We start from the raw sequence: 23,226 nt of genomic DNA, 5'->3' as shown, positions 1-23,226 counted from the left end.
TCACCTTACGCATGTGATACCGAGCCTGTGGCCGCGAGGGAGTGAATGTCCAGCACCCGATCCGGCCAGTCGGCCACGAAGGCCTGCTCGTGGCAGACCACCACCACAGTCCCGGCATAGTCCTGCAAGGCCTGTTGCAGGGCCGCCTTGACGGCGGCATCCAGGTGGGTGGTCGGTTCGTCCAGGATCAGCAGGTTGCTGGGTTGCAGGGCCAGTCGGCACAGCTTCACCCTGGTCTGCTCCCCGCCACTCAGGGCGGCGATCGGTTGCAGTGCCAGCTTGCCCCTGATGCCGACCCGGGCCAGATGCAGCCTGGCGCCCTTGTCATCGAGGGCGGGGCAGGCGGCTTTCACCAGGGCCAGTGGGCTGGCATCCGGATGGGGCCAGTGCAGCGCCTGTTCGAAGTAGCCCGCCTTGACCCCGGGGGATAGGCTGAGCCGACCGCGCAGGGGGGCCAGCTCTCCCGCCAGTGTCTTGAGCAGGGTGGACTTGCCGACGCCGTTGAAACCGGCGATCACCACCTTCTCCCCCCGGCTCAGGGTCAGGGTCAGGGGCGCCAGCAGCGCGCTATCATGGCCGATGACCAGTTCAGAGGCGGCGAGCACCTGCTGGCCGCCGCCCCCGGCGCTGCGAAACGCGAGGGAGACCCCCTTGTCCCGCTCCGGGTTGGCCAGGCGCTCGATGCGCGCCAGTTGCTTTTTGCGGCCGTTGGCTATGCTGGCGTTGACCCCGGCGCCGTTCTTGGCAATGAACAGCTCCAGCTTGTCGATCTGCCTCTGCTGCGCCTGGTATTGCCGGGCGTGAGCGGCATCATTCGCGGCCTTCTGGGCCATGGCCTTGTCGAGGTTGCCCTGGTATTTGCGAAGCTGCAGGCGATCGATATCACAGATGCCGGTGGCGATGCGGTTCACGAAACCCCTGTCGTGGGAGACCACCAGGAAGGCGCCCGCGAAGCCGTCCAGGTAGGCTGCCAGCCAGGCCACGTGGGCGCTGTCCAGGTAGTTGGTCGGCTCATCGAGCAGCAGCAGATCCGGCGAGCGCAGCAGCAAGCCAGCCAGCATCACCTTGTGGCGCTGGCCGCCGCTCAGATTGGCCAGCCGGGTCTGCATGCCAAGCTGGGTGAGGCCAAGGCCGGCGGCCACCTCGTCGCTCCGGCTCTCTATCTGGTAGAACGACTGGCTCTCCAAGGTGGTCTGGAGGCTGGCGGCCAGTGCCAGCTGATGGGGCTGGGCACAGCGCGCCGGGCTGGCATAGATGGCCATCATCTCCGCCTCGGCCCGATAGAGGGAGGCAAAGGCCGTTTGCAGATATGCCCGTATCGTCAGTTGCCCGTCCAGCTCGGCATGCTGGTCGAGGTAACCCCGGTCAAGACCGGGCTGCCAGAGGATATCCCCGGCGTCAGGCTGGCGCTCCCCCTGGAGCAGCTTGAGCAGGGTACTTTTGCCGACGCCGTTCCTGCCCGTGATGCAGATATGTTCGCGGGGAAGCAGGGTGAAGCTGGCGTCCTGATACAGTGTCTTGTCACCGAGGTGACAGGTCAGATGGTGAATGCTGAGCAGACTCATGGTTTTATATCCTTAAAAAACGGGGGCGGTACTTGGCGTACCGGCCCCCGTTTCAAGCAATATTGAAACTTTGTCCTGAAGATCAGAAACAAAAGGCCGGCGATGAAGCATCTCGCCGGCCTTTTTTCCTGTTCTCATCAGATGCGGGGTCGCCTCCCTCTATGGAGGGCGCAAGCGCTATCTGATGAAGATTCAGAAGAGATGTGGCTCCGGGCAACACTTCATCGTGTTAGTGCACGGAGCACAGCCTCCTGACAGAGCATTTGAACAGGATGTACAACATTGCAGAGCAGTCCAACATGAAATCTGGACGCAAAATACGCAGATTCCGGGGGACAGTCAACCCGCTCGCCCCTGAACTGGCCTGCTCCGGTCGGTTCTATGCTCGTCTGGCGCGAGCGCCATGGCGGGCTCCACAAGAAGCCAGACCGCCGTCTGGTAGGGGGCAAAGCAGGGCTCTGGCTGGCTGGGGTAGTTGCCCATCAGCAAGCTGGCGTCGCTGGTTAGCTTGTCGAAATGGGGCATGGGCAGGGGGGTTGCGGTGAGATTGGCGAGCAGCAGCAGAGTCTGCGTCTGGCCGGTGGCCGGATCCCGCCAGCGGCGGCGGTAGCTGATGCGCAGGGGATCGTTCTCATCCAGCAGTTCGAAGTCGCCATGGCGAATGACGGGATGGGTCTTGCGCAATGCAATCAGCTGGCGATAGCAGTGAAACAGGGAGTCGGGGCGGGCCAGCTGCTCGGCGGCGTTGATCTCCATATAGTTGTCATTGAGCGCGATCCAGGGCTCTGCCGTGCTGAAACCGGCCCCGGGGCCCGAGTCCCACTGCATGGGCGTGCGGGCGTTGTCGCGGCCGATGGCATCGAGGCGGCGGGCGAGCTCGGCGGGGTCCAGTCCCGGCTGGCTGGCGCTGTAGTTGATGGCCTCCACATCGCGCAGCTCCTCTGGCTGCCAGCGGCGGTTGGTCATGCCAAGCTCCTCCCCCTGATAGATGAAGGGAGTGCCCTGCATCATGTGCAGCACCAGGGCCCACTGCTTGGCACTCAGCTCGCGCCACTCGGGGCTGTCGTCGCCGAAGCGGGAGACGGCGCGGGGCAGGTCGTGGTTACCCAGAAACAGGCTGTTCCAGCCTTGGCCGTGCAGTCCGCTCTGGTGGCGGGCCATGGCGCCTTTGAAGCTGAGGGGGTCAAAGCGGGAGGTCCATTTATCGCGCCCCAGCCCCAGGTGCTCGAAGTTGAACACCATGCTGAACTCGCTGTCATCCGGGTTCGAATAGTGCCGCATCTGGGCCAGATCTGCCCCCCAGGTCTCACCGACAGTGATGATCCCCTTGCCGCCGAAGCTGGCGCCATTGAGTTCGCGGATATAGTCGTGCAGACGGGGGCCGTTGCTCATGGCAAGGGGCGACCACTCCTTGCTCACCATGTCGATCACATCGAAGCGAAACCCCTTGATGCCTCTGGCCAGCCAGAAGTTGATCACCTCCGCCATCTCGGCGCGCACCGCCGGGTTGTCCCAGTCGAGATCGGCCTGGCTCGCATCGAAGTTGTGCAGGTAGTAGCTGCCAAGCGTCGGCACGTATTCCCAGGCGCTGCCGCCGAAGATGGAGTCCAGCGGGTGGGCATCGACGAAGGCCTGGTCCCGAAAGACGTAATAGGCCTGGTAGCGGGGATCCCCGGCCAGCGCCTGCCTGAACCACTGATGTTCGGTGGAGGTGTGGTTGGCGACTATGTCCATCATGATGCCCATGCCGTGGGCGGCCGCCTCTGCTATCAGCAGGTCCATCTCGGCCAGGGTGCCAAAGGAGGGATCTATGGCGCGGTAGTCCGCCACGTCGTAGCCGTTGTCCCGTCTGGGGGAAGGGTAGACGGGGGTGAGCCAGAGCAGGTCGACTCCGAGGGTCGCCAGGTGGTCCAGGCGCTGGCGGATGCCATTGATGTCCCCCATGCCATCGCCGTCGCTGTCCTGAAAGCTCATGGGGTAGATCTGGTAGATAACGCACTGATCGAGAGTGAGGGTGGGGTGAGGATGCATCAGCGTGGCCGGTGGCAAAGTGGTCCTGCCATGTTACGCAGAGGGCGCCGGGGCCGACAGGGTGAGGTGGGCCTTGAAAAGGGTTCCATTGTTGGCTGATAGCCAAAACTGCGGGCAGGGTCACAAAGGCGCCATCCCGAACCAGGGGCGGTCGGGATGGCGGCGTACTCATATGGTCGCCAGCATGGGCCCTTATCGGGTCGTCTCGGGCTGTTCGGCGCCGGGTGCCTGCTGGCGTTCGGCCTGGGCGTCCAGCTCCTTGCCGAGGAAGTAGTTCAGGAAGGTGCGGATCACCGCGATGATGGCGAGGCGGATCAGCTCCTCCTTGCTCGGCGCGACCGTGGTGGCCAGGATATCGGCGGCGAGCTGGAACTCCAGCGCCAGGATGAGCCAGCTGCCGAAGCAGAGGCGAATGCGCGGAAAACCGGGCTCGTGATCCCGCACCCGCGCCGCCAGCCAGAGCGTCTTGCCAAGCCCTATCACCACGCAGGCGATGGAGATGATCTCCAGCAGCAGCTGGAACAGCTCGACCCCGTGCATCATGCCCTCTTTCAGGCTCGCTATCTCAAACACTAGGGTCACCTCCCTGATTCAAAAGAGACACTTTTAACACGGCATGGGGGTTGGATCCAACTCAGAGCCCCTTGATCAGCATGGCGACCTGCGCGATGGCATGACGGGCCGCAGGGCTGATGCCCGCAAGCTGGAAGAAGCCGTGGATCACCCCGAGCTGCCGCTGACAGCTGGCGGCAACACCGGCTTGCAGCAGTTTGCCATAGAGGGCCTCTCCCTCGTCACGCAGGGGATCGTACTCGGCCGTGAGGATATGGGTGGGCGGCAGTCCAGCAAGTTCAGGATGGTGCAGCGGGCTCGCCTCGGGATGGCTGGCGGGCAGCCTGCCCAGATAGGCCTGAAACCCGCTGAGCAGCATGTCGCGGGTGATGAGGTAGTCGTCGCCAAGGTCGCCATAGCTCTGGCTCTCTCCCAGGGCATCGAGCATGGGATAGATGAGGATCTGGGCGGCGGGCAGTGCCGCTCCAGCTTCCTTGAGCCGCAAGGTGGTGACCAGGGCAAGGTGGCCACCGGCACTGTCGCCTGCGAGTGCAACCCGTTCGGGATCGCCGCGCCACTGCGGCAGCGCGGCCATGATGGCGAGGGTCGCGGCCAGCGCATCGTCATGGGCGGCAGGATAGCTATGCTCGGGGGCGAGGCGCGTGTGCACGGCAAACACCAGGGCCTTGGCACTGTTGCACAGCATCCGCATCTGGCGATCGTGGGTCTCGAAATCCCCGCTGACGAAACAGCCGCCGTGGAAATAGATCAGCACCGGATAAGCGGGATCTGGCATGTCTAGGGGTTGGTAGCGGCGGATGGCGTAGTGATCGGCCTGCCACTCTTCGATGGCGCCCACCTCTTCCCGCTCACCGCCCAGTACGGCAGAGGCAAGGTAGCCCTCCCGCCGCGCCTGCCAGCTCATCTCGCTCGCCCTGGGTCTGCCAGCGGCAACAAATTCCGCCACCATGGCGGCGATTGCGGGTTCGAGTCCTGTGTTCATGCTGCACCGTTAACTGTATATAAAAACAGGCATTGTGCGCTTTTGGTCTGAGATCGCAACCGGCGTTAGTTGAGGCAGCTCACAAAATCAGGCTTCAATCAGTTTGAATTCAATCACATAGAGCTGCGGCAGTGCGGGGTAGATGTCCCGGATGACGGTCTGGAGCTCGGCGAGGGTCATGTTCTCCTGGCGGGCGTGCTCATCGGTCAGGTCATCGAAGGCCAGGGGCGTGACCGAGAGCACCTCCATGGTGCCAAAGGGGTGGTGCTCCGGATTGGTGAAGAGCGCGAGCCGCTGGCCGGGCTGCCAGTTGGCTTCGCTCTCGTCGCGTATGGTGATGGTCTTGCGGCCGGACTGGATGTCGGCGACGAAGCGGCCGAAGAAGGTGAATTCCGGGTAGGTTGGGGTGTGAACTGACATTTTCTCTCCGAAGGACAAGGGGTGGCAGGGGGCGGATCACGCCGCAGCGGGCCCATTTTAGGAGTGCCGGGGAGGGCGCGCAGCACTTTTCGCCCGGACGTGCGGGTGGAGTGGGTTGGCGCGCTTGCTCTGCCCTGCAAAGTGGCTGCAAGTGAACCCGAATGTGCGATGATGTGGGCTCCCCTTTCTTGATATGTAACAAAATGGAGGGGGGCTGGCTGTGGTCTGATGGCGTCTGGCGCGGTTCCCCGCCCGGCGGACATGAACGAAAGGAGCGAGTGTGAATTCCGAGTTGATCTGGGTGCTCAGCATGCTGGTGGGCGCCATCTTCCTGTTTATTACCAACAGGGTGCGCATGGATGTGGTGGCCTTGTTGATCATCATCCTGTTCGTGTTGAGCGGCACCCTGACTCTGCCGGAGGCGCTGGCGGGGTTTAGCGATCCCAACGTCATCCTGATCGCCGCCCTGTTCGTGGTGGGGGAGGGGCTGGTGCGCACCGGCATCGCCTATCAGGTGGGGGATGCCCTGGTGAAGGTGGCGGGCAGCAGTGAGACCCGGCTGCTGGTGCTGCTGATGGTGGCGGTGGCGACCCTGGGGGCCGTGATGAGCAGCACAGGGGTGGTGGCCATCTTCATCCCCGTGGTGCTGAGCGTGGCGAACCGGATGGGGATACCGGCGGGACGGCTGATGATGCCGCTGGGCTTTGCCGGTCTCATCAGCGGCATGATGACGCTGGTGGCCACGCCGCCCAACATGGTGGTGAACAGCGAGCTGATGCGCCACGGCATCCAGGGCTTCGGCTTCTTCGGTTTCACCCCCATGGGGGTGCTTATCCTCGGGCTGGGAGTGATCTACATGCTGCTGATGCGTCACCGTCTGGTGCGCGAGGGGGAAGAGGGCAAGGGCAAGCAGGCGGGGCGCAGCACAATGCGCGACCTCATCCGCGATTATCGCCTGGCCGGCCGGGCGCGCCGCCTGGCGATCCGTCCCGATTCTCCCCTGATAGGCCAGACCCTGGACGAGCTGCAACTGCGTGCCCGCTTTGGGGCCAACGTCATCGGGCTGGAGCGCTGGCGCAAGTTTCGGCGGGTGATGGTCACCGTCTCCGGCGTCACCGAGTTCCAGGCCAAGGATGTGCTGCTCATCGACATGTCCGACCCCGAGGTGGATGTGCGGGAGTTCTGCAGCGAGGCGCGGCTCGAACCCATGATATTGCGCGGGGAGTATTTCTCGGATCAGGCGCGGGAGGTGGGCATGGCCGAGGTGTCCCTCATTCCGGGATCCCGCCTGCTCGGCAAGAGCATCCGCGAGGTGGCCTTTCGCTCCCGCTACGGCCTGAGCGTGGTCGGGATCCGCCGCAACGGTGAGGCGCTCACCGGCAAGCTGGTGGATGAGCCGCTGCTGATGGGAGACAGCCTGCTGGTAGTGGGCAACTGGAGCCTCATTCGCCAGTTGCAGACCCACCACAGGGACTTCCTGCTGCTCGGCCTGCCTGCCGAGGTGGACGAGATGGCGCCGGCTCGCAGCCAGGCCATCCACGCCCTGATCGCCCTCGCGGTCATGATAGGGCTGATGGTGACGGAGCCCGTGCCCAACGTCATAGCGGCGCTCATCGCCTGCCTGCTGATGGGCAAGTTCCGCTGCATCGACATGGAGAGCGCCTACAAGTCCATCCACTGGCCGACCCTGATCCTGATCGTCGGCATGCTGCCCTTTGCCCTGGCGTTGCAGAAGACCGGCGGGGTGGATCTCATCGTCGGCGGGCTGATCTCGGCGGTGGGGGAGATGGGGCCCCGTGTCATGCTGGCCAGCCTGTTCGTGCTCTGCGCGGCCATCGGACTCTTCATCTCCAACACCGCCACCGCCGTGCTGATGGCGCCCATTGCGCTCGGTACGGCCCAGCAGATGGGGGTCTCTCCCTATCCCTTCGCCATGACCATCGCCATCGCCGCCTCGGCTGCCTTCATGACGCCCGTCTCCTCACCGGTCAATACCCTGGTGCTGGGGCCCGGCAACTACAAGTTCATGGACTTCATCCGCATCGGTGTGCCCTTTACCTTGCTGGTGATGGTGGTGAGCGTCATCGCCATTCCCTGGTTCTTCCCGTTCTGAGCGCGCTCGAGGGGGACAAGGAGTGCAAGCGGCCTGCGGGCCGCTTTTTATTGGCCATATATCCCGACGCTGTGAGATGAAATATTGGGCTGACAAGCCAGTGAGCAGAGAGAGCGGCAGGGAAGGAGAGGGGACAAAGGCTGAAACTCAGGCACAAAAAAACCAGCATGAGCTGGTCTGTTTGGTACTGCCTTGATGGTGCGGAAGGAGAGACTCGAACTCTCACGCCTAGGGCGCCAGAACCTAAATCTGGTGCGTCTACCAATTTCGCCACTTCCGCAATATTAATGGTGGCTATGACGGGATTCGAACCTGTGACCCCCGCATTATGAGTGCGATGCTCTAACCAACTGAGCTACATAGCCGTCTTGTATCCGACGTTGTCGTGTACAAGTAAAATGGCTGGGTACTAGGGTTTGGACCTAGGCACGTTGACGAGATCAAGATCCATCACGTTTACCACAGCGATCACCGACAAGGTCGATGAAAGGCAATTATGGCTGGGGTACTAGGATTCGAACCTAGGGATGGCGAGATCAAAACCCGCTGCCTTACCGCTTGGCGATACCCCAACAGCGCTCCTCAACCGTCAATAATGGCGGGCAAAGAACTTTAAAAATGGCTGGGGTACTAGGATTCGAACCTAGGGATGGCGAGATCAAAACCCGCTGCCTTACCGCTTGGCGATACCCCAACTGAACAACTTGTAAATGGTGGCTATGACGGGATTCGAACCTGTGACCCTCGCATTATGAGTGCGATGCTCTAACCAACTGAGCTACATAGCCGTCTTGTATCCGACATTGTCGTGTACAAGTAAAAATGGCTGGGGTACTAGGATTCGAACCTAGGGATGGCGAGATCAAAACCCGCTGCCTTACCGCTTGGCGATACCCCAACAGCGATGACTGACAGAAACTGTCAAACATCTTTAAAAATGGCTGGGGTACTAGGATTCGAACCTAGGGATGGCGAGATCAAAACCCGCTGCCTTACCGCTTGGCGATACCCCAACTGAATGATTAATGGTGGCTATGACGGGATTCGAACCTGTGACCCTCGCATTATGAGTGCGATGCTCTAACCAACTGAGCTACATAGCCAACCGTGCTTCCAGTGAGTCGTTGCCTCGTCACTGTGCGGCCGGAATTATGCGTATCTGGCTCTGGGGCGTCAACCCTTTTTTTGCCAGAAAAACCGAATTTGGGTGCGTTTGGCGAGTTATTGGACGCTGTCGCGCAAAAGCCCAACAATCTGGTTTTTTTTGCGACATTTGGCAGCAGATCCGCAACCTGTGCCCATAACAAAGAGGCCAGCAAATGCTGGCCTCTCATGGGGTTAGACGTTGAACAGGAAGTTCATGATATCGCCATCCTTGACGATGTAGTCTTTCCCTTCGGCGCGCATCTTGCCCGCTTCCTTGGCGCCTTGCTCACCCTTGTAGGTGATAAAGTCGTCGAAGGCGATGGTCTGGGCGCGAATAAAGCCTTTTTCAAAGTCGGTGTGGATCTTGCCCGCCGCCTGCGGGGCGGTGGCGCCGACCGGAATGGTCCAGGCGCGGACTTCCTTCACCCCGGCGGTGAAGTAGGTCTGCAGGTTCAGCAGCTCGTAACCTGAGCGGATCACCCGGTTCAGACCCGGCTCTTCGATCCCCAGATCGGCCATGAACTCGGCGCGGTCGGCGTCGTCCAGCTCGGCGATGTCTGCCTCGATGGCGCAGCAGACCACGACCACAACGGCGTTCTCGGCGGCGGCGATTTCACGCACCTTATCGAGGAAGGGGTTGTTGTCGAAGCCATCTTCCGCCACGTTGGCGATGTACATGGTGGGCTTCAGGGTCAGGAAGTTGAGGTGGCTGACGGCCGCCAGCTCTTCCTTGTCCAGCTTCATGCCGCGGATCATCTGGCCGTTTTCCAGGGCAACCCGAATCTTTTCCAGGGTTTCCACTTCCAGCTTGGCATCCTTGTCGCCGCCCTTGGCGCGCTTGGACTGACGGTGGATGGCGCGCTCGCAGGCGTCCAGATCCGACAGGGCCAATTCGGTATTGATCACCTCGATGTCATCGGCCGGGGAGACCTTGCCCGCCACGTGGATGATGTTCTCGTCCTCGAAGCAGCGCACCACGTGACCTATGGCTTCGGTCTCGCGGATGTTAGCCAGGAACTGGTTGCCCAGACCCTCGCCCTTGGAGGCGCCCGCCACCAGGCCGGCGATGTCCACGAACTCCATGGTGGTCGGCACCACGCGCTGGGGGTTGATGATGGCCGCCAGCTGGTCGAGGCGGGGATCCGGCATGGGGACCACACCCGTGTTCGGCTCAATGGTGCAGAACGGGAAGTTGGCGGCTTCGATGCCGGCCTTGGTCAGCGCATTGAACAGGGTGGATTTGCCTACATTGGGCAGGCCCACGATACCGCATTTAAAACCCATGAATTGTTACCTTACGTGATGGATGCTGTGTGAGGGCCGCCGAACTTGCTCACGCTCTTACTGCGAGGCTGTGATCAAGGCTCATGTGCTGCTCGGAATCCTCACGTATACCTATACGCTCCGGTTCCTGTGCTGCGCTTCCCCTTGCTGACAACCTCTCGTTACAGAGAGTGACCAGATTCTTAGGCAGCCCTGTCATATTGTGCGAGCCTGACCCAGGTCAGGCATCTGTATTCAGACTTTCTCGGCCTTGAAGCTGTGCAGCCGGTTCATGGCCTTGGTCATGTCCTGCTTGAACAGGATGTCGGTGGCGTACGTGAGCACTCATCCAGTACGTCATCGTTCAAAGCCTGTTCAGACTTTTTCAGCCTTGAAGCTGTGCAGCCGGTTCATGGCCTTGGTCATGTCCTGCTTGAACCGGTGTCGGTGGCGTACGTGGGCACTCATCCAGTACGTCATCGATCAAAGCCTGTTCAGACTTTTTCAGCCTTGAAGCTGTGCAGCCGGTTCATGGCCTTGGTCATGTCCTGCTTGAACAGGATGTCGGTGGCGCGCAAGGACTCATCCAGTGCGGCCTCGATCAGGTTCTGTTCACTGCTGGGCGCCTTGGTCAGCACGAAGCCGGCGACCAGCTCCTTGGCACCGGGATGACCGATCCCGAGGCGCAGCCGGAAGAAGTTATTGTTGTTGCCCATCCTGGCGATGATGTCCTTGAGGCCGTTGTGGCCGCCGTGGCCACCGCCCTGCTTGAACTTGGCGATGCCGGGGGGCAGATCCAGTTCGTCGTGGGCCACCAGTATCTCTTCGGGGACTATCTGGTAGAAGCGGGCCAGGGCCGCCACCGCCTTGCCGGAGAGGTTCATATAGGTGTTCGGGATGAGCAGCCGCACATCCTGCCCCTCCACCAGGATGCGGGCGGTGTAGCCGAAGAACTTGGGCTCTTCGCGCAGGCTGACATTGTGCCAGCGGGCTAGCTGCTCCACATACCAGGCCCCCGCGTTGTGGCGGGTCTTGGCATATTCGGGGCCGGGATTACCCAGCCCGACAATCAGTTTGATTTGATGCGTCACGCTTGATGTCTTCACTCGCTGCTTGCACTACTGGTTGCCATAAACAGAGGGTCCAGGGCAATGGGACGCAATATTCTAGCCGCCGACTGGCGATCACTCAACCAAAGCTCGGCAAGCCGGGGGGAATAACCCTGTAACGGGTCGCCAACGGCCGCAAAAAACGGGCCTCGCCCCGGCCCGTTTTGGCGCAGCGGCTCAGGGGGCGTCGGCTTGACCGGCACGCAGCAGGGTCACCGTCTCCTCGGTCAGGGCGGTCACCAGGGGGCGGGCATAACGCACATAGTCCACGAACGAGGCCGCGTCTGTGCCGCAATCCACCTTGGCTGCCTTGCAGTCGAGGGCCTTGCCCGACCCATAGACGGCGCCGAGCTGCTCGCCGCGCTTTGCCACTGCCAGCACCGGGAAGGCGGTCAGCTGGCCCGCCACCCAGGCGAGATCCACGCGCTCGGCACTCTGGCTCTCGGCACTCTGACGCTGCGCCCGTGCCAGGGCCTGCCAGCCGTCGTTGCCGTTGGCGCTGTAGGCGTTGGTCACCACCCGGTAGCGCCGTCCATTCACCAGATCCTGCCACTGACCCTCGGCCGTCTGCCATTGCAGCCGGGTCAGGTGGCCCGCCTTGCCAGCTTCGGTCTCCTTGAAGGTGTAACGCAGATGGCCGCCATAGGGGAACTTGCCCGCATGAGCGCTGGCGGGCAGGGTGGCCGTGATGGTCTCGGTCAGCAGGGCCCGCACCTCGGTGCCGGAGAGGGTCAGTACGCTGAGCGGGTTCTTGAACGGCAGCAGGCTGAGGGATGCCTCCCCCTGTCGCAGTTCACCGGCGGGCAAGTCGGCGCGCACGCCCCCCACCGCCAGCAGGGCGAAGTCGACCGGGCCGCCGGTCAGTGCCTGCACCTGCGGGGTGTTGGCCCAAAAATATTGGCCTTCCGCCACCAGGGGCGCGACGTCGGAGCCGTGGCTGTCGCTGCCGTTGTCGCCTGGGCGGCGGGCATTTTGCAATGGCGCGGGAAGGGTGCCGATGACGGGGCCGTAGGCCTGCTCCAGCGCCGGTTTGTAGTGGCTGTCGATGATGCCGCGCAGGCGCGGATCTTCATCCACTGTCACCAGGTTGGGCTGGGCGTCGATGAACTTGCCTGCCTGCTGGCTGCGAGTCTTGTCCAGCCTCTGCTGGCGGGCCGGATCGGCGAAGAAGTCGCGGCTGGCCAGCAGCTGGTTCTGACCCTTGCAGGCGATGACCCGGCCCTGGGCGTCGAAGCTGACCCGGGCAAGACCGATTGCCTGGGCGTAGGATCCCGCCTGCACCACGCAGGTCAGGCCCACACCGTCCGGATTGGTGACCAGCGCTGCGTATTCCCCCGTCTTGCCCCAGCCGACGTTGCTAAAGTCACCGAGCAGGCTGTGGGAGTGGCCGCCGACGATGGCATCGAGGCCGTTCACCTTGGCCGCCAGCGCCAGATCCCGGGCGTTGCCGATGTGGGTGAGGGCCACTATCCGGTTGATCCCCCTGGCCTGCAGCAGGTCGACCGTGGCCTGGGCCGAGGCCACCTCCTTGGCAAAGCGCAGCTTGCCGACGTTGGGGGAGATGTTGGCCATGTCCTCCAGCACCAGCCCGATGACGGCGACCAGCTGCTTGTCTGCGGGCAGGTGGGCGAGATCGGTGACCGGGCTCTTCTGGTTGCCATCGAAGGCATAGACCACGAAGGGCTTGAGGTTGCTGGCCTGACTCAGGTCCGGATCGTCGCGGCTGTCCAGGTTGGCGGCCAGCACCGGGAAGTTCACCCCCTGGATGAAGCGGGCCAGCTTCTGGTTGTCGAGATCGAACTCATGGTTGCCAAGGGCCATGGCATCGAAGCCGAACTGGCTCAGCAGCTCGGCATTGGCCATCCCCTCGTTGAGCTTGAAGTAGCCGCTGCCCTGCCAGGCGTCGCCCCCGTGCAGCAGCAACAGCGGCTGGTTCTTGGCGAGTGCCTCGGCCTGGTAGGCTTTGGTCATGGTGAGCAGGCGGGGATAGCCGCCGAGGCGGGTGTAGAGGGTGTCGGTTTCCCCCTGCTTGCCGAAGAGGGGCCCCTTCAGCTCGGCGTTGACCGGGTCGAACTGGGAGTGGGTGTCGTTCATGTGTGCCAGGGTCAGGGTGAAGGGCGGATCCTGCTGGCCGGTCAGGCAGGCAGAGAGCAGGGCGCACAGCGGGAGGAGAGTGAGGAGACGCAAGCACTTCATGGGGACATCCTTAACCTGCGGGGGCAGGGCATTACTTTGACCAGGCTTGAAAAAACAAAAACCGCCAGTTGGCGGTTTTTGTCACAACGGGGTCTATCAATGCTCAAACATGGCAGAGATGGACTCTTCGTTGCTGATACGACGGATGGCTTCGGCCAGCACGGAGGAGAGCGTCAGCTGCTTGACCTTGCCGATCGCCTTCATCTCCGCGGTGAGCGGGATGGAGTCGGTGATGATCAGCTCGTCGATGACCGAGTTCTTGATGTTTTCCACGGCGGTGCCGGAGAAGACCGGGTGGGTCGCATAGGCGAACACGCGCTTGGCGCCACGCTCTTTCAACGCTTCGGCCGCCTTGCACAGGGTGCCGCCGGTATCGATCATGTCGTCGACGATGACGCAGTCACGGCCGGCCACGTCGCCGATCAGGTGCATGACCTGGGAGACGTTCGGGCGGGGACGACGCTTGTCGATGATGGCGATGTCGGTGTCGTCCAGCAGCTTGGCGATGGCACGGGCACGGACCACGCCGCCGATGTCCGGCGATACGACAACAGGAGACTCGAGGTTCTTGGACAGCATGTCTTCCAGCAACACAGGGCTGCCGAACACGTTGTCTACGGGGACATCGAAGAAGCCCTGGATTTGCTCGGCATGCAGGTCAACGGTCAGCACGCGATCCACACCCACGCTGGAGAGGAAGTCGGCGACTACCTTGGCGGTGATGGGCACACGGGCGGAGCGGACGCGGCGGTCCTGACGGGCATAACCAAAGTAGGGAATAACGGCAGTGATACGGCCAGCTGAAGCACGACGCAGTGCATCCACCATGACGATCAATTCCATCAAATTGTCGTTGGTCGGGGCACAGGTGGATTGAATGATGAAGATATCGCCACCGCGTACATTCTCATTGATCTGTACGCTGATCTCGCCGTCGCTAAAGCGACCTACGGCAGCATTGCCGAGTTTGATAAACAGGCGATCTGCGATCTTCTGGGCTAGTTCCGGCGTTGCGTTACCAGCAAACAGCTTCATGTCAGGCACGGTTTGAAACCTCGGGGTTGCATCCAGTATGTGGGGAGTCTGATTCAGACCCGTATCGTTTGGGGGCAAACGATTTATCAAGATAACGGACAAGGTCTCTGGAAGTTCATGGTGGCGCCAGATTACCCGGCTGGACAGCAGAGCCGTCACCTTCGGCACCATTATGCCAGATTGGCTGGGGTACTAGGATTCGAACCTAGGAATGGCGAGATCAAAACCCGCTGCCTTACCGCTTGGCGATACCCCAATCACTGACTTGTTGCAAAGTGGCGAAGAGTGGTGATATGTTCTCGCCCTTGGCGACAAACCCATCCCAGCCTTCCGGCACCCTTGCCAACACCTTCCGAGCAGCCACTTCGTCTTCAAATTGAGCAAAGACGCAGGCGCCAGTGCCCGTCATTCTTGACGGCGCGTATTCTAGCAACCAGCCGAGCGCATTGGCAACCTCGGGGTGGCGCTTTTTCACCAGCAATTCGCAATCGTTTTTCCACACCCCTTTCAGCAGGTTGTGCAATGTCATCCTGGGGGTGTTGCGAGGCAGCTCGGGATCCTGAAAAACCGCCGCCGTTGCCACATGACAATCGGGTTTGAGCACCAGATACCAGGCGCTCGGCACCTCGACCGGTTGCAGCTTCTCGCCGACCCCTTCCGCAAAGGCGGCACGGCCGCGCACGAACACCGGCACGTCGGCCCCCAGTTGCACCCCGAGTTCCGCCAGCTCCTCTTCACTCAAGCCTGCCTGCCAGAGATGATTCAGCGCCACCAGGGTGGTGGCCGCGTCAGACGAGCCGCCGCCGATGCCGCCCCCCATGGGCAATACCTTCTCCAACCGGATATGGGCCCCCATCGGGCTTGGCAGCCTCCCCTGCAACAGGCGGGCGGCACGGATGATGAGATTCTGTTCATCCGGCACCCCAGGGATGGCAGGACTCAGGGTGAGCAGGCTGGTTCCCGGCAGGGGGTCAAACTCCAGCCAGTCGCCGTGATTGAGGAAGATGAACAGGGTCTGCAGCTCGTGATAGCCGTCGGGACGGCGGCCGTTGACGTGCAGGAAGAGGTTGAGCTTGGCTGGCGCCGGCCAGCGGATCGGCGCCTGCCGGATGGTATCCTGCATCATGGCGCCAGGGTCCATTGGTTGATCTGCAACTTGAGGCGGCTGCCCTGGCCCGTCATGGTCAGCAGGTGGGGCAGCCGGTAGTTGTCCTGATCCCGGTAGTCCCCATAGACGATCTGCCACTGGCCGTCGCGCACCGAGGCCAGGCTGGCGTCGGGGTTGAGCTCGAATTCGGCCTCACCCGGCAGCCCCTTGATCCACTCCGGCAGCCCGGTGACAGGAATATTCCAGCCGGTGAGCTGATAGACCAGGGCCTCTGCATCCTGGCTCTGGTGCACCTTGCCTTCGTTGTCGGTCAGGGTGATCTCCCCCTTGCTGCGGGAGAGCTCCAGGATATGGGTGCCGATGAGGCTGGTGAGGTTGAGGCGATAGTCGTCGCCGTTCTGCTGCCAGTTGAGGCGGGCGCTGCCCTTCTGGCGGGCGGTGATGATGGCCATCTTGCCCGACAGCTCCCAGTGGGTCAACTGCTCGAGACGGGCACGTTCCTGCTGCCAGTTGACCTGATCCCGCTGGGGTTGAGTGGTGGTACAGCCGGCCAGTACCAGCAGGCAGGCGAGGGAGAAGATACGCAAGAACAAGGTCGTGCTCCGGATATGAGATTTGCCACAGTATAAGGGGCGGCCGTATCGCTTTTAAAGACTTACCCTTTCTCGTACAATTGTCGGCCTTCATACCCTGTGCACGAAACGATCATCACCCACCCATGAGTCTGCTTGCCCTCGGAATCAACCACAACACCGCCAGTGTCGCCTTGCGGGAACGGGTCGCATTTGGCCCGGACTGCATCGATCGCGCCTTGCGTGAGCTGGTGGAGCAGCCCGGTGTCAGCGAGGCGGTGATCGTCTCCACCTGCAATCGAACCGAGCTGTATTGCAGCCTGGAGCAAGGGCAGGGGGAGCAGGTGCTGAGCTGGCTGCAGCGGTTCCACCAGCTGGATGCGAGCGAGGTGGTCTCCGCCATCTACCGCCACCAGGACGAGGAGGCGGTGCGCCACCTGATGCGGGTCGCCTGCGGGCTCGACTCCCTGGTGCTGGGAGAGCCGCAGATCCTGGGGCAGATCAAGCAGTCCTACGCCCACGCCCAGCAGGCGGAAGCGGTGAAGGGATCCCTGGAGCGCCTGTTCCAGAAATCCTTCTCGGTGGCAAAACGAGTGCGTACCGACACCGAGATCGGCGCCAGCGCCGTGTCGGTGGCCTTCGCCGCCGTGAGCCTGGCCCGCCGCATCTTCTCCGATCTCTCCCAGACCAAGGTGCTGCTGGTGGGGGCGGGCGAAACCATAGAGCTGGTGGCCCGCCACCTGCGCGAGCAGAACGTCACCCAGATGATGGTGGCGAACCGCACCCTGCAGCGGGCCCAGCTGCTGGCCGAGGAGTTCGGTGCCCAGGTGATGACGCTCGAAGAGATCCCGGACTACCTGCACGAGGCGGACATCGTCATCAGCTCCACCGCCAGTCCCCTGCCCATCATCGGCAAGGGCATGGTGGAGCGCGCCCTCAAGGCCCGTCGTTTCAGGCCCATGTTCCTGGTGGACATAGCCGTGCCCCGCGACATCGAAGCCGAGGTGGACGAGCTCTCCGACGCCTATCTCTACACTGTGGATGACCTGCAGGGCATCATCGAGCAAAACCTCGAGACCCGCAAGCGGGCGGCCGCCGAGGCCGAGCTCATAGTGCAGGAAGAGCAGGGCGACTTCATGGGCTGGTACCGCAGCCAGCACTCTGTGGACCTCATTCGCGATTATCGCCACCAATCCCAACAGGTGGCGGATGAAGAGTTGCAGCGTGCCCTGCTGGCCCTGCAACAGGGCGAGAATGCCGAGCAGGCCCTCAAGGCCCTGGCTCACCGCCTCACCAACAAGTTGATCCACGCACCGACCCAGGCCCTGCGCCAGGCCGCAGCCCAGGGGGACACCCACAAGCTGTCCCAACTGCGTCAGGTGCTGGGATTGTCACAAGAGTCATAATTTTCGGGCAACCTGCCGGTTGTCCCGTCCTCCATCGAGAACACAAGATTTATGAACCCGTCATTGATCAGAAAGCTGGAAGGCCTCATCGAGCGCCACGAAGAAGTACAGGCCCTGCTCGGCGAGCCCGGGGTCGCCTCGGATCAGGACAGATACCGTGCCCTGACCCGGGAATATGCCCAGCTCGAAGACATAGTGCATGCCTTCCAGCGCTTCCGTCAGGCCGAGGAGAACCTCGAGACCACCAAGATGATGCTGGAAGAGGACGACGCCGACCTGCGCGAGATGGCGCAGGAGGAGCTGCCGCTCGCCAAGGCGACCTTAGAGGAGCAGGAGCAGGCTCTGCAGGTGATGCTGCTGCCGCGCGACCCCAAGGATGACAACAACTGCTACCTGGAGATCCGCGCCGGCGCCGGTGGTGACGAGGCGGCCATCTTCGCCGGGGATCTGTTCCGCATGTACTCCCGTTATGCCGAGCGCCAGGGCTGGCGCGTCTCCATCGTCAGCTGCAACGACGGCGAGCACGGCGGCTACAAGGAGGTGATTGCCAAGGTGGACGGCGAGCACGTCTACGGCCGCCTCAAGTTTGAATCCGGCGGCCACAGGGTGCAGCGGGTCCCCGAGACCGAATCCCAGGGCCGGGTGCACACCTCCGCCTGTACCGTGGCCGTGCTGCCGGAAGTGCCGGAAGCCGAACAGATCGAGATCAACCCCTCCGAGCTGAAGATCGACACCTTCCGCGCCTCCGGGGCCGGTGGTCAGCACGTCAACAAGACCGACTCCGCCATCCGCATCACCCACCTGCCCACCGGCCTGGTGGTGGAGTGCCAGGATGAGCGCTCCCAGCACAAGAACCGTGCCAAGGCGATGTCGGTGCTCTCCGCCCGCCTGCAGGCGGCCGAGGACGAGCGCCACCGCGCCGCCGAGCAGAGCACCCGCCGCAACCTGGTGGGCTCAGGGGATCGCTCCGAGCGCATCCGCACCTACAACTACCCCCAGGGGCGCCTCTCCGAGCACCGCATCAACCTCACCCTCTATCGTCTGGGGGAGATCCTCGAAGGGGATCTGGATTGCGTCATTACCCCGCTGGTGCAGGAGTATCAGGCGGATCAGCTCGCCTCCCTGGCCGAGAGCAACTGATGCCCATGCAGATCCAGCAGGCTCGTGCCCATATCATGGCGACGTTGGCCGAGGGTGAATCCCCCCGTGCCGACGCCGATGCGCTGCTCTGCCATCTGCTGGCTTGCCGGCGCAGTTACCTGATGACCTGGCCGGAGCGCGAGCTCGATGCCGCCCAGCAGGCCACACTGCAAGCCTGGCTTGACCGCCGCCTGGCCGGTGAGCCCATAGCCCACCTCATCGGCGAGCGGGAGTTCTGGTCGCTGCCCCTCAAGGTGAGCCCGGCCACCCTGATCCCGCGCCCCGACACCGAGGTGCTGGTGGAGCAGGCGCTGGCGCGCCTGCCTGCCGGCCCCTGTGCCCTGCTGGATCTGGGAACCGGCACCGGCGCTATTGCGCTGGCGCTCAAGTCCGAGCGGCCCGATGCCGATGTATGGGCGGTGGATCGGATGCCGGATGCCGCCGCCCTGGCCCGCGCCAACAGCGCCGCGCTGGGGTTGCCCATAGAAGTGCGGGACGGCAGCTGGTTCGAGCCCCTGTCGGATGCGCCACGTTTTGCGATGATCGTCTCCAATCCGCCCTATATCGACGGGGCTGATCCCCATCTGGAGGAGGGGGACGTGCGCTTCGAGCCCCGCTCCGCCCTGGTGGCGGACGAGCAGGGGCTGGCGGACATTCGCCTGATAGTCGCCGGTGCCCTCGCCCATCTGTGTCCGGGGGGCTGGCTCTTGCTGGAGCACGGTTGGGAGCAGGGGGCATTGGTGCGTCAGCTTCTGCTGCAACAGGGCTACTGCCAGGTGGAAACCGTGCGGGATTATGGGGATAACGAGCGGGTGACCCTGGGGCGCCTGGCTCAGTGATATGACGGGCGGAACTGTCCGCCCCTGTGCAAGGAAACCATATGTATGTTGCTCTCAAACATCTGCACCTCACCCTGATTGCCGGGGCCGTGCTGATGTTCATGCTGCGCTTTTACTGGGCCCAAACCGGCTCCATTCTTGCCCGTAACGGCCGGGTGCTGCAGGCCAGCGGCTGGCTCAATGGCCTGGTGGTGCTCTCTGGCGTGCTGCTGTGCATGGTGCTGGATCTCAATCCCCTCAACAATGGGATCCCCTGGCTCAGCGAGAAGCTGAGCGCCGTGCTGGCGGTGGCCTTCCTCGGCATGATGGCGCTGCGGCTGGCACGCAGCAACAGCATCCGCTGGTTTGCCTTCTTGGGCGCCCTGGGGTGGATCTTCTTTATCGCCAAGCTTGCTGTCTTGAAACAGGCCAGCCTGTTCGGTTAGGGATGACGACGATGATACGTGTGGATGAGTGGACCGACTTCGAGGCCCACGACCTGGCCGAACTGGCACTGTCGGTGAGCGATGAGATCCTGGGCCATGGCGGTGCGGGAGAGGCCGAGCTGGCCCGCCTCGATACCTGGCTGGACGAGGCCATAGTCGAAGGGGACTGTGACGAGGTGCGTCGTCAGCTGTTGCAGGGGTTCTACCAGACCTTGGGCTTTCGGGGCGACTGGCAGGATTATTTCTCTGCCGCCAACTGCGACCTGAACCAGGTGCTGGTACAGCGCAAGGGCATACCGGTGAGCCTCGGCATTCTCATCATCCAGCTGGGTCGCAAGATTGGCCTGGATGTGGAGGGGATCTGCTTCCCGGGCCATTTCCTGGTGAGCTTCGCCGGCCTGGAAGGGGAGGTCTATGTGGACCCCTTCAACGGTGACGAGCTGAGTCTGCATCGTATCGAGCTGCTGCTGCGCGGTGCCCTCGGCAACCTGGCTACCTTAAGCGATGACCATCTGCAGCCCTGCGGGCAGTGGGAGATCATCGAACGCCTGCTCAACGTCAGCAAGGGGGCCCTGCTGAGGGAGGAGCGCATGACAGAAGCATTGCGCTGCAGCGAGCTGCTGCTGCGCATGAAGCCCGGAGATCCGCTGGAGACGCGGGATAGGGGCTTTATCTACGAGCAGCTCGACTGCCCCCGTTTCGCCGCCGACGATTTTGAATACTTTATTGAACAATGCCCGGACGATCCTGTGGCCGACGTGCTGAAAACCCAGCTGGCCAGTCTGGATCTTAGCCCCAAGCCCCTCCATTGAGGGGGTCTGGGGAAGCCTCTTCACTTAAGGATGCTGAGATGGAACAGAAGAATATCAAGATCAACGCGATCGACGTCGCCAACGACAAGCCCTTCGTGCTGTTTGGCGGCATGAACGTGCTGGAATCCCGCGACATGGCGATGGCGGTGTGCGAGAAGTACGTGGAAGTGACCAGCAAGCTGGGCATACCATTCGTGTTCAAGGCGAGCTGGGACAAGGCGAACCGCTCCTCCATCCACTCCTACCGTGGCCCGGGCCTGGAAGAGGGGATGAAGATCTTCCAGGAGCTCAAGGCGACCTTCGGCATGCCGGTCATCTCCGATCTGCATGAAGTGCATCAGGCCAAGCCGGTTGCCGAGGTAGTGGATGTCATCCAGCTGCCCGCCTTCCTGGCACGCCAGACCGATCTGGTGGAGGCCATGGCCCGCACCGGCAACGTCATCAACATCAAGAAGCCGCAGTTCCTGAGCCCGAGCCAGATGAAAAACATCACCGACAAGTTCGAGGAGTGCGGCAACGATCGCCTGATCCTGTGCGAGCGCGGTGCCAACTTCGGTTACGACAACCTGGTGGTGGACATGCTGGGCCTGGGCGTCATGAAGAAGAGCACCGGCGGCTATCCGGTCATCTTCGACGTGACCCACTCGCTGCAGTGCCGCGATCCCCTGGGGGCCGCCTCCGGTGGTCGTAGGGATCAGGTGACCGAGCTGGCCCGTGCCGGCATGGCGGTCGGCCTGGCGGGCCTGTTTATCGAATCCCACCCGGACCCGAAAGTGGCCCGCTGCGACGGCCCGAGTGCTCTGCCGCTGGACAAGCTGGAAGGCTTCCTCAAGCAGATGAAGGCCATCGACGATCTCATCAAGGGCTTCGAGCCACTGGATACCTCCGCCTGATCCAGCACGCCGCTTTAGTGATGCCAGCTGCCCCGCCATGCGGGGCATTTTTTTATCCAGAATGTTTTCAATAGGGTCTTAAATACATCGTCGACCAACTATATCTCGGTTGCTGTGGTGTTAATGATGTTAAATATGTTGTGTGATTGATGTCTCTTAATTGCTTCTTATAACGTGTGAAAGTGGCGCCGTTGCGATGATGAAATAGCATGACGCCGGCGAGAGAAGGATATTTTCTCGTGACGGCTCCCTGCATGCCTATTTCTGCCATATGAGATGTCAATTAATTAACAGGACGTTAATCATGCACAAGAAAGTATTCAGCAGCCTTTATTTCCAGGTGCTGCTTGCGATCACCCTGGGGGTATTTCTGGGACATGTCTATCCCGACCTCGGGGCTGATATGAAGCCACTGGGTGATGGTTTCGTGAAATTAATCAAGATGATCATTGCCCCCGTTATTTTCTGCACCGTAGTGACCGGCATCGCCGGCATGGAGAGCATGAAGGCGGTGGGGAAAACCGGTGCCATAGCGCTGCTCTACTTTGAAGTGGTGAGCACCATAGCCCTGGTCATCGGGCTGTGCGTGGTGAACCTGCTGCAACCCGGGGTCGGCATGAACGTGGATCCCGCCACGCTGGATGCCAGTTCCATCTCGGCCTATGCCGAGCAAGCCAAGTCGCAGGGCATCATCGCCTTCCTGCTTGATGTGATCCCGGGCAGCGTGATCGGCGCCTTTGCCAGCGGCAACATTCTTCAGGTGTTGCTGTTTGCGGTGCTGTTTGGCTTCTCCCTGCACCATATCGGCGAGAAGGGGAAATTAGTCTTCAATATGATCGACAGCTTCTCCCAGGTTATTTTCGGCATCATCAACATGATCATGAAATTGGCACCGGTTGGCGCCTTTGGTGCCATGGCCTTTACCATAGGGAAATATGGGATCGGCTCGCTGGTTCAGCTCGGTCAGTTAATTGCCTGCTTCTATGTGACCTGTCTGCTATTCATCTTCATGGTGCTGGGCAGCATTGCCAGGGCAAATGGCTTCAGCATAGTGCGCTTTATTTCCTACATCCGGGAAGAGCTGCTGATCGTGCTGGGTACCTCCTCTTCCGAATCCGTATTGCCGCGCATGCTGGTGAAGATGGAGGCGCTCGGCTGCAAGAAGTCGGTGGTGGGCCTGGTGATCCCGACCGGTTACTCCTTCAACCTGGATGGCACCTCCATCTACCTGACCATGGCGGCCGTCTTCATCGCCCAGGCGACCAATACGCCGCTGGATCTGTTCCAGCAGCTCACCCTGCTGGTGGTGCTGCTCATCTCCTCCAAGGGGGCGGCCGGGGTCACCGGCAGCGGCTTCATCGTGCTGGCGGCCACCATCTCGGCGGTGGGGCACCTGCCACTCGCCGGGCTGGCGCTGATCCTGGGGATAGATCGCTTCATGTCGGAGGCGCGGGCCCTGACCAACCTCATTGGCAACGGCGTGGCGACTCTGGTGGTGGCGCGTTATTGCGATCAGCTCGACGAGCAGAAGATGAACGAGGTGCTTGCCAACCCGGTCGCCGTGCAGAAGGTCGACCAGCACGGATAGCCGACAGGCG

General features: G+C 62.1%; 19 protein-coding genes, 9 tRNA genes and 1 pseudogene. 8 read left to right on the top strand and 21 right to left on the bottom strand.

What is annotated here, in order from left to right:
• Window positions 1-5: 5 nt before the first annotated feature.
• The 5 genes from G4923_RS06845 to yqfB all read right to left on the bottom strand — a co-directional run bounded on the left by G4923_RS06845 (window position 6) and on the right by yqfB (window position 5,571).
• Complete coding sequence (locus tag G4923_RS06845; protein WP_163136274.1) at window positions 6-1,565, bottom strand: ABC-F family ATP-binding cassette domain-containing protein; 1,560 nt, start codon at window positions 1,563-1,565, stop codon at window positions 6-8.
• A 339-nt stretch (window positions 1,566-1,904) separates the two neighbouring features.
• Complete coding sequence (locus tag G4923_RS06835; RefSeq protein ID WP_163136272.1) at window positions 1,905-3,596, bottom strand: alpha-glucosidase; 1,692 nt, start codon at window positions 3,594-3,596, stop codon at window positions 1,905-1,907.
• 192 nt (window positions 3,597-3,788) lie between these two features.
• Window positions 3,789-4,169 (bottom strand): DUF1622 domain-containing protein, encoded by a 381-nt coding sequence (locus G4923_RS06830; protein WP_163136270.1) that lies wholly within the window; start codon window positions 4,167-4,169, stop codon window positions 3,789-3,791.
• Between the two features lie 61 nt (window positions 4,170-4,230).
• Window positions 4,231-5,151, bottom strand: coding sequence for an alpha/beta hydrolase (locus tag G4923_RS06825; protein WP_163136268.1), 921 nt, complete (start codon window positions 5,149-5,151; stop codon window positions 4,231-4,233).
• Between the two features lie 87 nt (window positions 5,152-5,238).
• A complete protein-coding gene (gene yqfB / locus G4923_RS06820; protein WP_163136266.1) occupies window positions 5,239-5,571 on the bottom strand; it encodes a N(4)-acetylcytidine aminohydrolase in 333 nt (110 codons plus the stop codon).
• A 280-nt stretch (window positions 5,572-5,851) separates the two neighbouring features.
• Here yqfB and G4923_RS06815 point away from each other — a divergent pair, with 280 nt between their 5' ends.
• Window positions 5,852-7,684: an SLC13 family permease gene (locus G4923_RS06815; RefSeq protein ID WP_163136264.1), complete on the top strand. Its 1,833-nt coding sequence runs from the start codon at window positions 5,852-5,854 to the stop codon at window positions 7,682-7,684.
• Between the two features lie 196 nt (window positions 7,685-7,880).
• Here the strand turns inward: G4923_RS06815 and G4923_RS06810 are convergent.
• The 16 genes and pseudogenes from G4923_RS06810 to lolB form a co-directional block, all read right to left on the bottom strand.
• Window positions 7,881-7,964, bottom strand: a tRNA-Leu gene (locus tag G4923_RS06810).
• An 8-nt stretch (window positions 7,965-7,972) separates the two neighbouring features.
• A tRNA-Met gene (locus G4923_RS06805) sits at window positions 7,973-8,049 on the bottom strand.
• Window positions 8,050-8,181: 132 nt separating this feature from the next.
• Window positions 8,182-8,256: transfer RNA gene (locus G4923_RS06800), tRNA-Gln, on the bottom strand.
• A gap of 47 nt (window positions 8,257-8,303) precedes the next feature.
• Window positions 8,304-8,378: transfer RNA gene (locus tag G4923_RS06795), tRNA-Gln, on the bottom strand.
• 17 nt (window positions 8,379-8,395) lie between these two features.
• Window positions 8,396-8,472, bottom strand: a tRNA-Met gene (locus tag G4923_RS06790).
• Between the two features lie 35 nt (window positions 8,473-8,507).
• A tRNA-Gln gene (locus tag G4923_RS06785) sits at window positions 8,508-8,582 on the bottom strand.
• A gap of 40 nt (window positions 8,583-8,622) precedes the next feature.
• A tRNA-Gln gene (locus G4923_RS06780) sits at window positions 8,623-8,697 on the bottom strand.
• 13 nt (window positions 8,698-8,710) lie between these two features.
• Window positions 8,711-8,787 (bottom strand) — tRNA-Met (locus tag G4923_RS06775).
• A 235-nt stretch (window positions 8,788-9,022) separates the two neighbouring features.
• Window positions 9,023-10,114 carry a redox-regulated ATPase YchF gene (gene ychF / locus G4923_RS06770; protein ID WP_025326174.1) on the bottom strand — a complete coding sequence of 364 codons (1,092 nt, stop codon included), beginning with the start codon at window positions 10,112-10,114 and terminating at the stop codon, window positions 9,023-9,025.
• 234 nt (window positions 10,115-10,348) lie between these two features.
• Window positions 10,349-10,476 (bottom strand): annotated as a pseudogene (locus G4923_RS06765) (aminoacyl-tRNA hydrolase); the annotation flags it as partial.
• Window positions 10,477-10,587: 111 nt separating this feature from the next.
• On the bottom strand, window positions 10,588-11,184 hold the full coding sequence (gene pth / locus G4923_RS06760) for an aminoacyl-tRNA hydrolase (protein WP_163136262.1): 597 nt from the start codon (window positions 11,182-11,184) through the stop codon (window positions 10,588-10,590).
• Window positions 11,185-11,379: 195 nt separating this feature from the next.
• The gene (locus tag G4923_RS06755; RefSeq protein WP_163136260.1) at window positions 11,380-13,398 is read right to left on the bottom strand and encodes a bifunctional metallophosphatase/5'-nucleotidase; all 2,019 of its coding nucleotides are present in this window, start codon (window positions 13,396-13,398) and stop codon (window positions 11,380-11,382) included.
• A 96-nt stretch (window positions 13,399-13,494) separates the two neighbouring features.
• Window positions 13,495-14,442 carry a ribose-phosphate pyrophosphokinase gene (locus G4923_RS06750; protein WP_025326177.1) on the bottom strand — a complete coding sequence of 316 codons (948 nt, stop codon included), beginning with the start codon at window positions 14,440-14,442 and terminating at the stop codon, window positions 13,495-13,497.
• A 172-nt stretch (window positions 14,443-14,614) separates the two neighbouring features.
• Window positions 14,615-14,689: transfer RNA gene (locus G4923_RS06745), tRNA-Gln, on the bottom strand.
• A complete protein-coding gene (gene ispE, locus G4923_RS06740; protein ID WP_240455267.1) occupies window positions 14,669-15,559 on the bottom strand; it encodes a 4-(cytidine 5'-diphospho)-2-C-methyl-D-erythritol kinase in 891 nt (296 codons plus the stop codon). Before ispE ends, G4923_RS06745 begins: the two co-directional genes overlap by 21 nt.
• Window positions 15,556-16,134 (bottom strand): lipoprotein insertase outer membrane protein LolB, encoded by a 579-nt coding sequence (gene lolB / locus G4923_RS06735; protein WP_162520188.1) that lies wholly within the window; start codon window positions 16,132-16,134, stop codon window positions 15,556-15,558. The genes ispE and lolB overlap by 4 nt, the downstream gene beginning before the upstream one ends.
• Window positions 16,135-16,259: 125 nt before the next feature.
• On the opposite strand from lolB, the gene hemA reads away from it, so the two are divergent.
• From hemA to G4923_RS06700, 7 genes are all read left to right on the top strand, one after another.
• On the top strand, window positions 16,260-17,519 hold the full coding sequence (hemA, locus tag G4923_RS06730) for a glutamyl-tRNA reductase (RefSeq protein ID WP_163136258.1): 1,260 nt from the start codon (window positions 16,260-16,262) through the stop codon (window positions 17,517-17,519).
• Between the two features lie 51 nt (window positions 17,520-17,570).
• Window positions 17,571-18,659 (top strand): peptide chain release factor 1, encoded by a 1,089-nt coding sequence (gene prfA / locus G4923_RS06725; protein WP_163136256.1) that lies wholly within the window; start codon window positions 17,571-17,573, stop codon window positions 18,657-18,659.
• A gap of 5 nt (window positions 18,660-18,664) precedes the next feature.
• The gene (gene prmC, locus G4923_RS06720) at window positions 18,665-19,498 is read left to right on the top strand and encodes a peptide chain release factor N(5)-glutamine methyltransferase (RefSeq protein ID WP_163136428.1); all 834 of its coding nucleotides are present in this window, start codon (window positions 18,665-18,667) and stop codon (window positions 19,496-19,498) included.
• 41 nt (window positions 19,499-19,539) lie between these two features.
• Window positions 19,540-19,923 (top strand): SirB2 family protein, encoded by a 384-nt coding sequence (locus tag G4923_RS06715; protein ID WP_163136254.1) that lies wholly within the window; start codon window positions 19,540-19,542, stop codon window positions 19,921-19,923.
• 11 nt (window positions 19,924-19,934) lie between these two features.
• Window positions 19,935-20,735: a SirB1 family protein gene (locus G4923_RS06710; RefSeq protein WP_106887522.1), complete on the top strand. Its 801-nt coding sequence runs from the start codon at window positions 19,935-19,937 to the stop codon at window positions 20,733-20,735.
• A gap of 38 nt (window positions 20,736-20,773) precedes the next feature.
• Window positions 20,774-21,628: a 3-deoxy-8-phosphooctulonate synthase gene (kdsA, locus tag G4923_RS06705; RefSeq protein ID WP_106887521.1), complete on the top strand. Its 855-nt coding sequence runs from the start codon at window positions 20,774-20,776 to the stop codon at window positions 21,626-21,628.
• Window positions 21,629-21,932: 304 nt separating this feature from the next.
• On the top strand, window positions 21,933-23,216 hold the full coding sequence (locus G4923_RS06700) for a dicarboxylate/amino acid:cation symporter (RefSeq protein ID WP_111910312.1): 1,284 nt from the start codon (window positions 21,933-21,935) through the stop codon (window positions 23,214-23,216).
• The last annotated feature ends 10 nt before the right edge of the window (window positions 23,217-23,226 follow it).

The organism is Aeromonas rivipollensis, from assembly GCF_010974825.1.
Taxonomy (GTDB): domain Bacteria; phylum Pseudomonadota; class Gammaproteobacteria; order Enterobacterales; family Aeromonadaceae; genus Aeromonas; species Aeromonas rivipollensis.
This window is presented reverse-complemented; position numbering and strand designations above follow the sequence as displayed.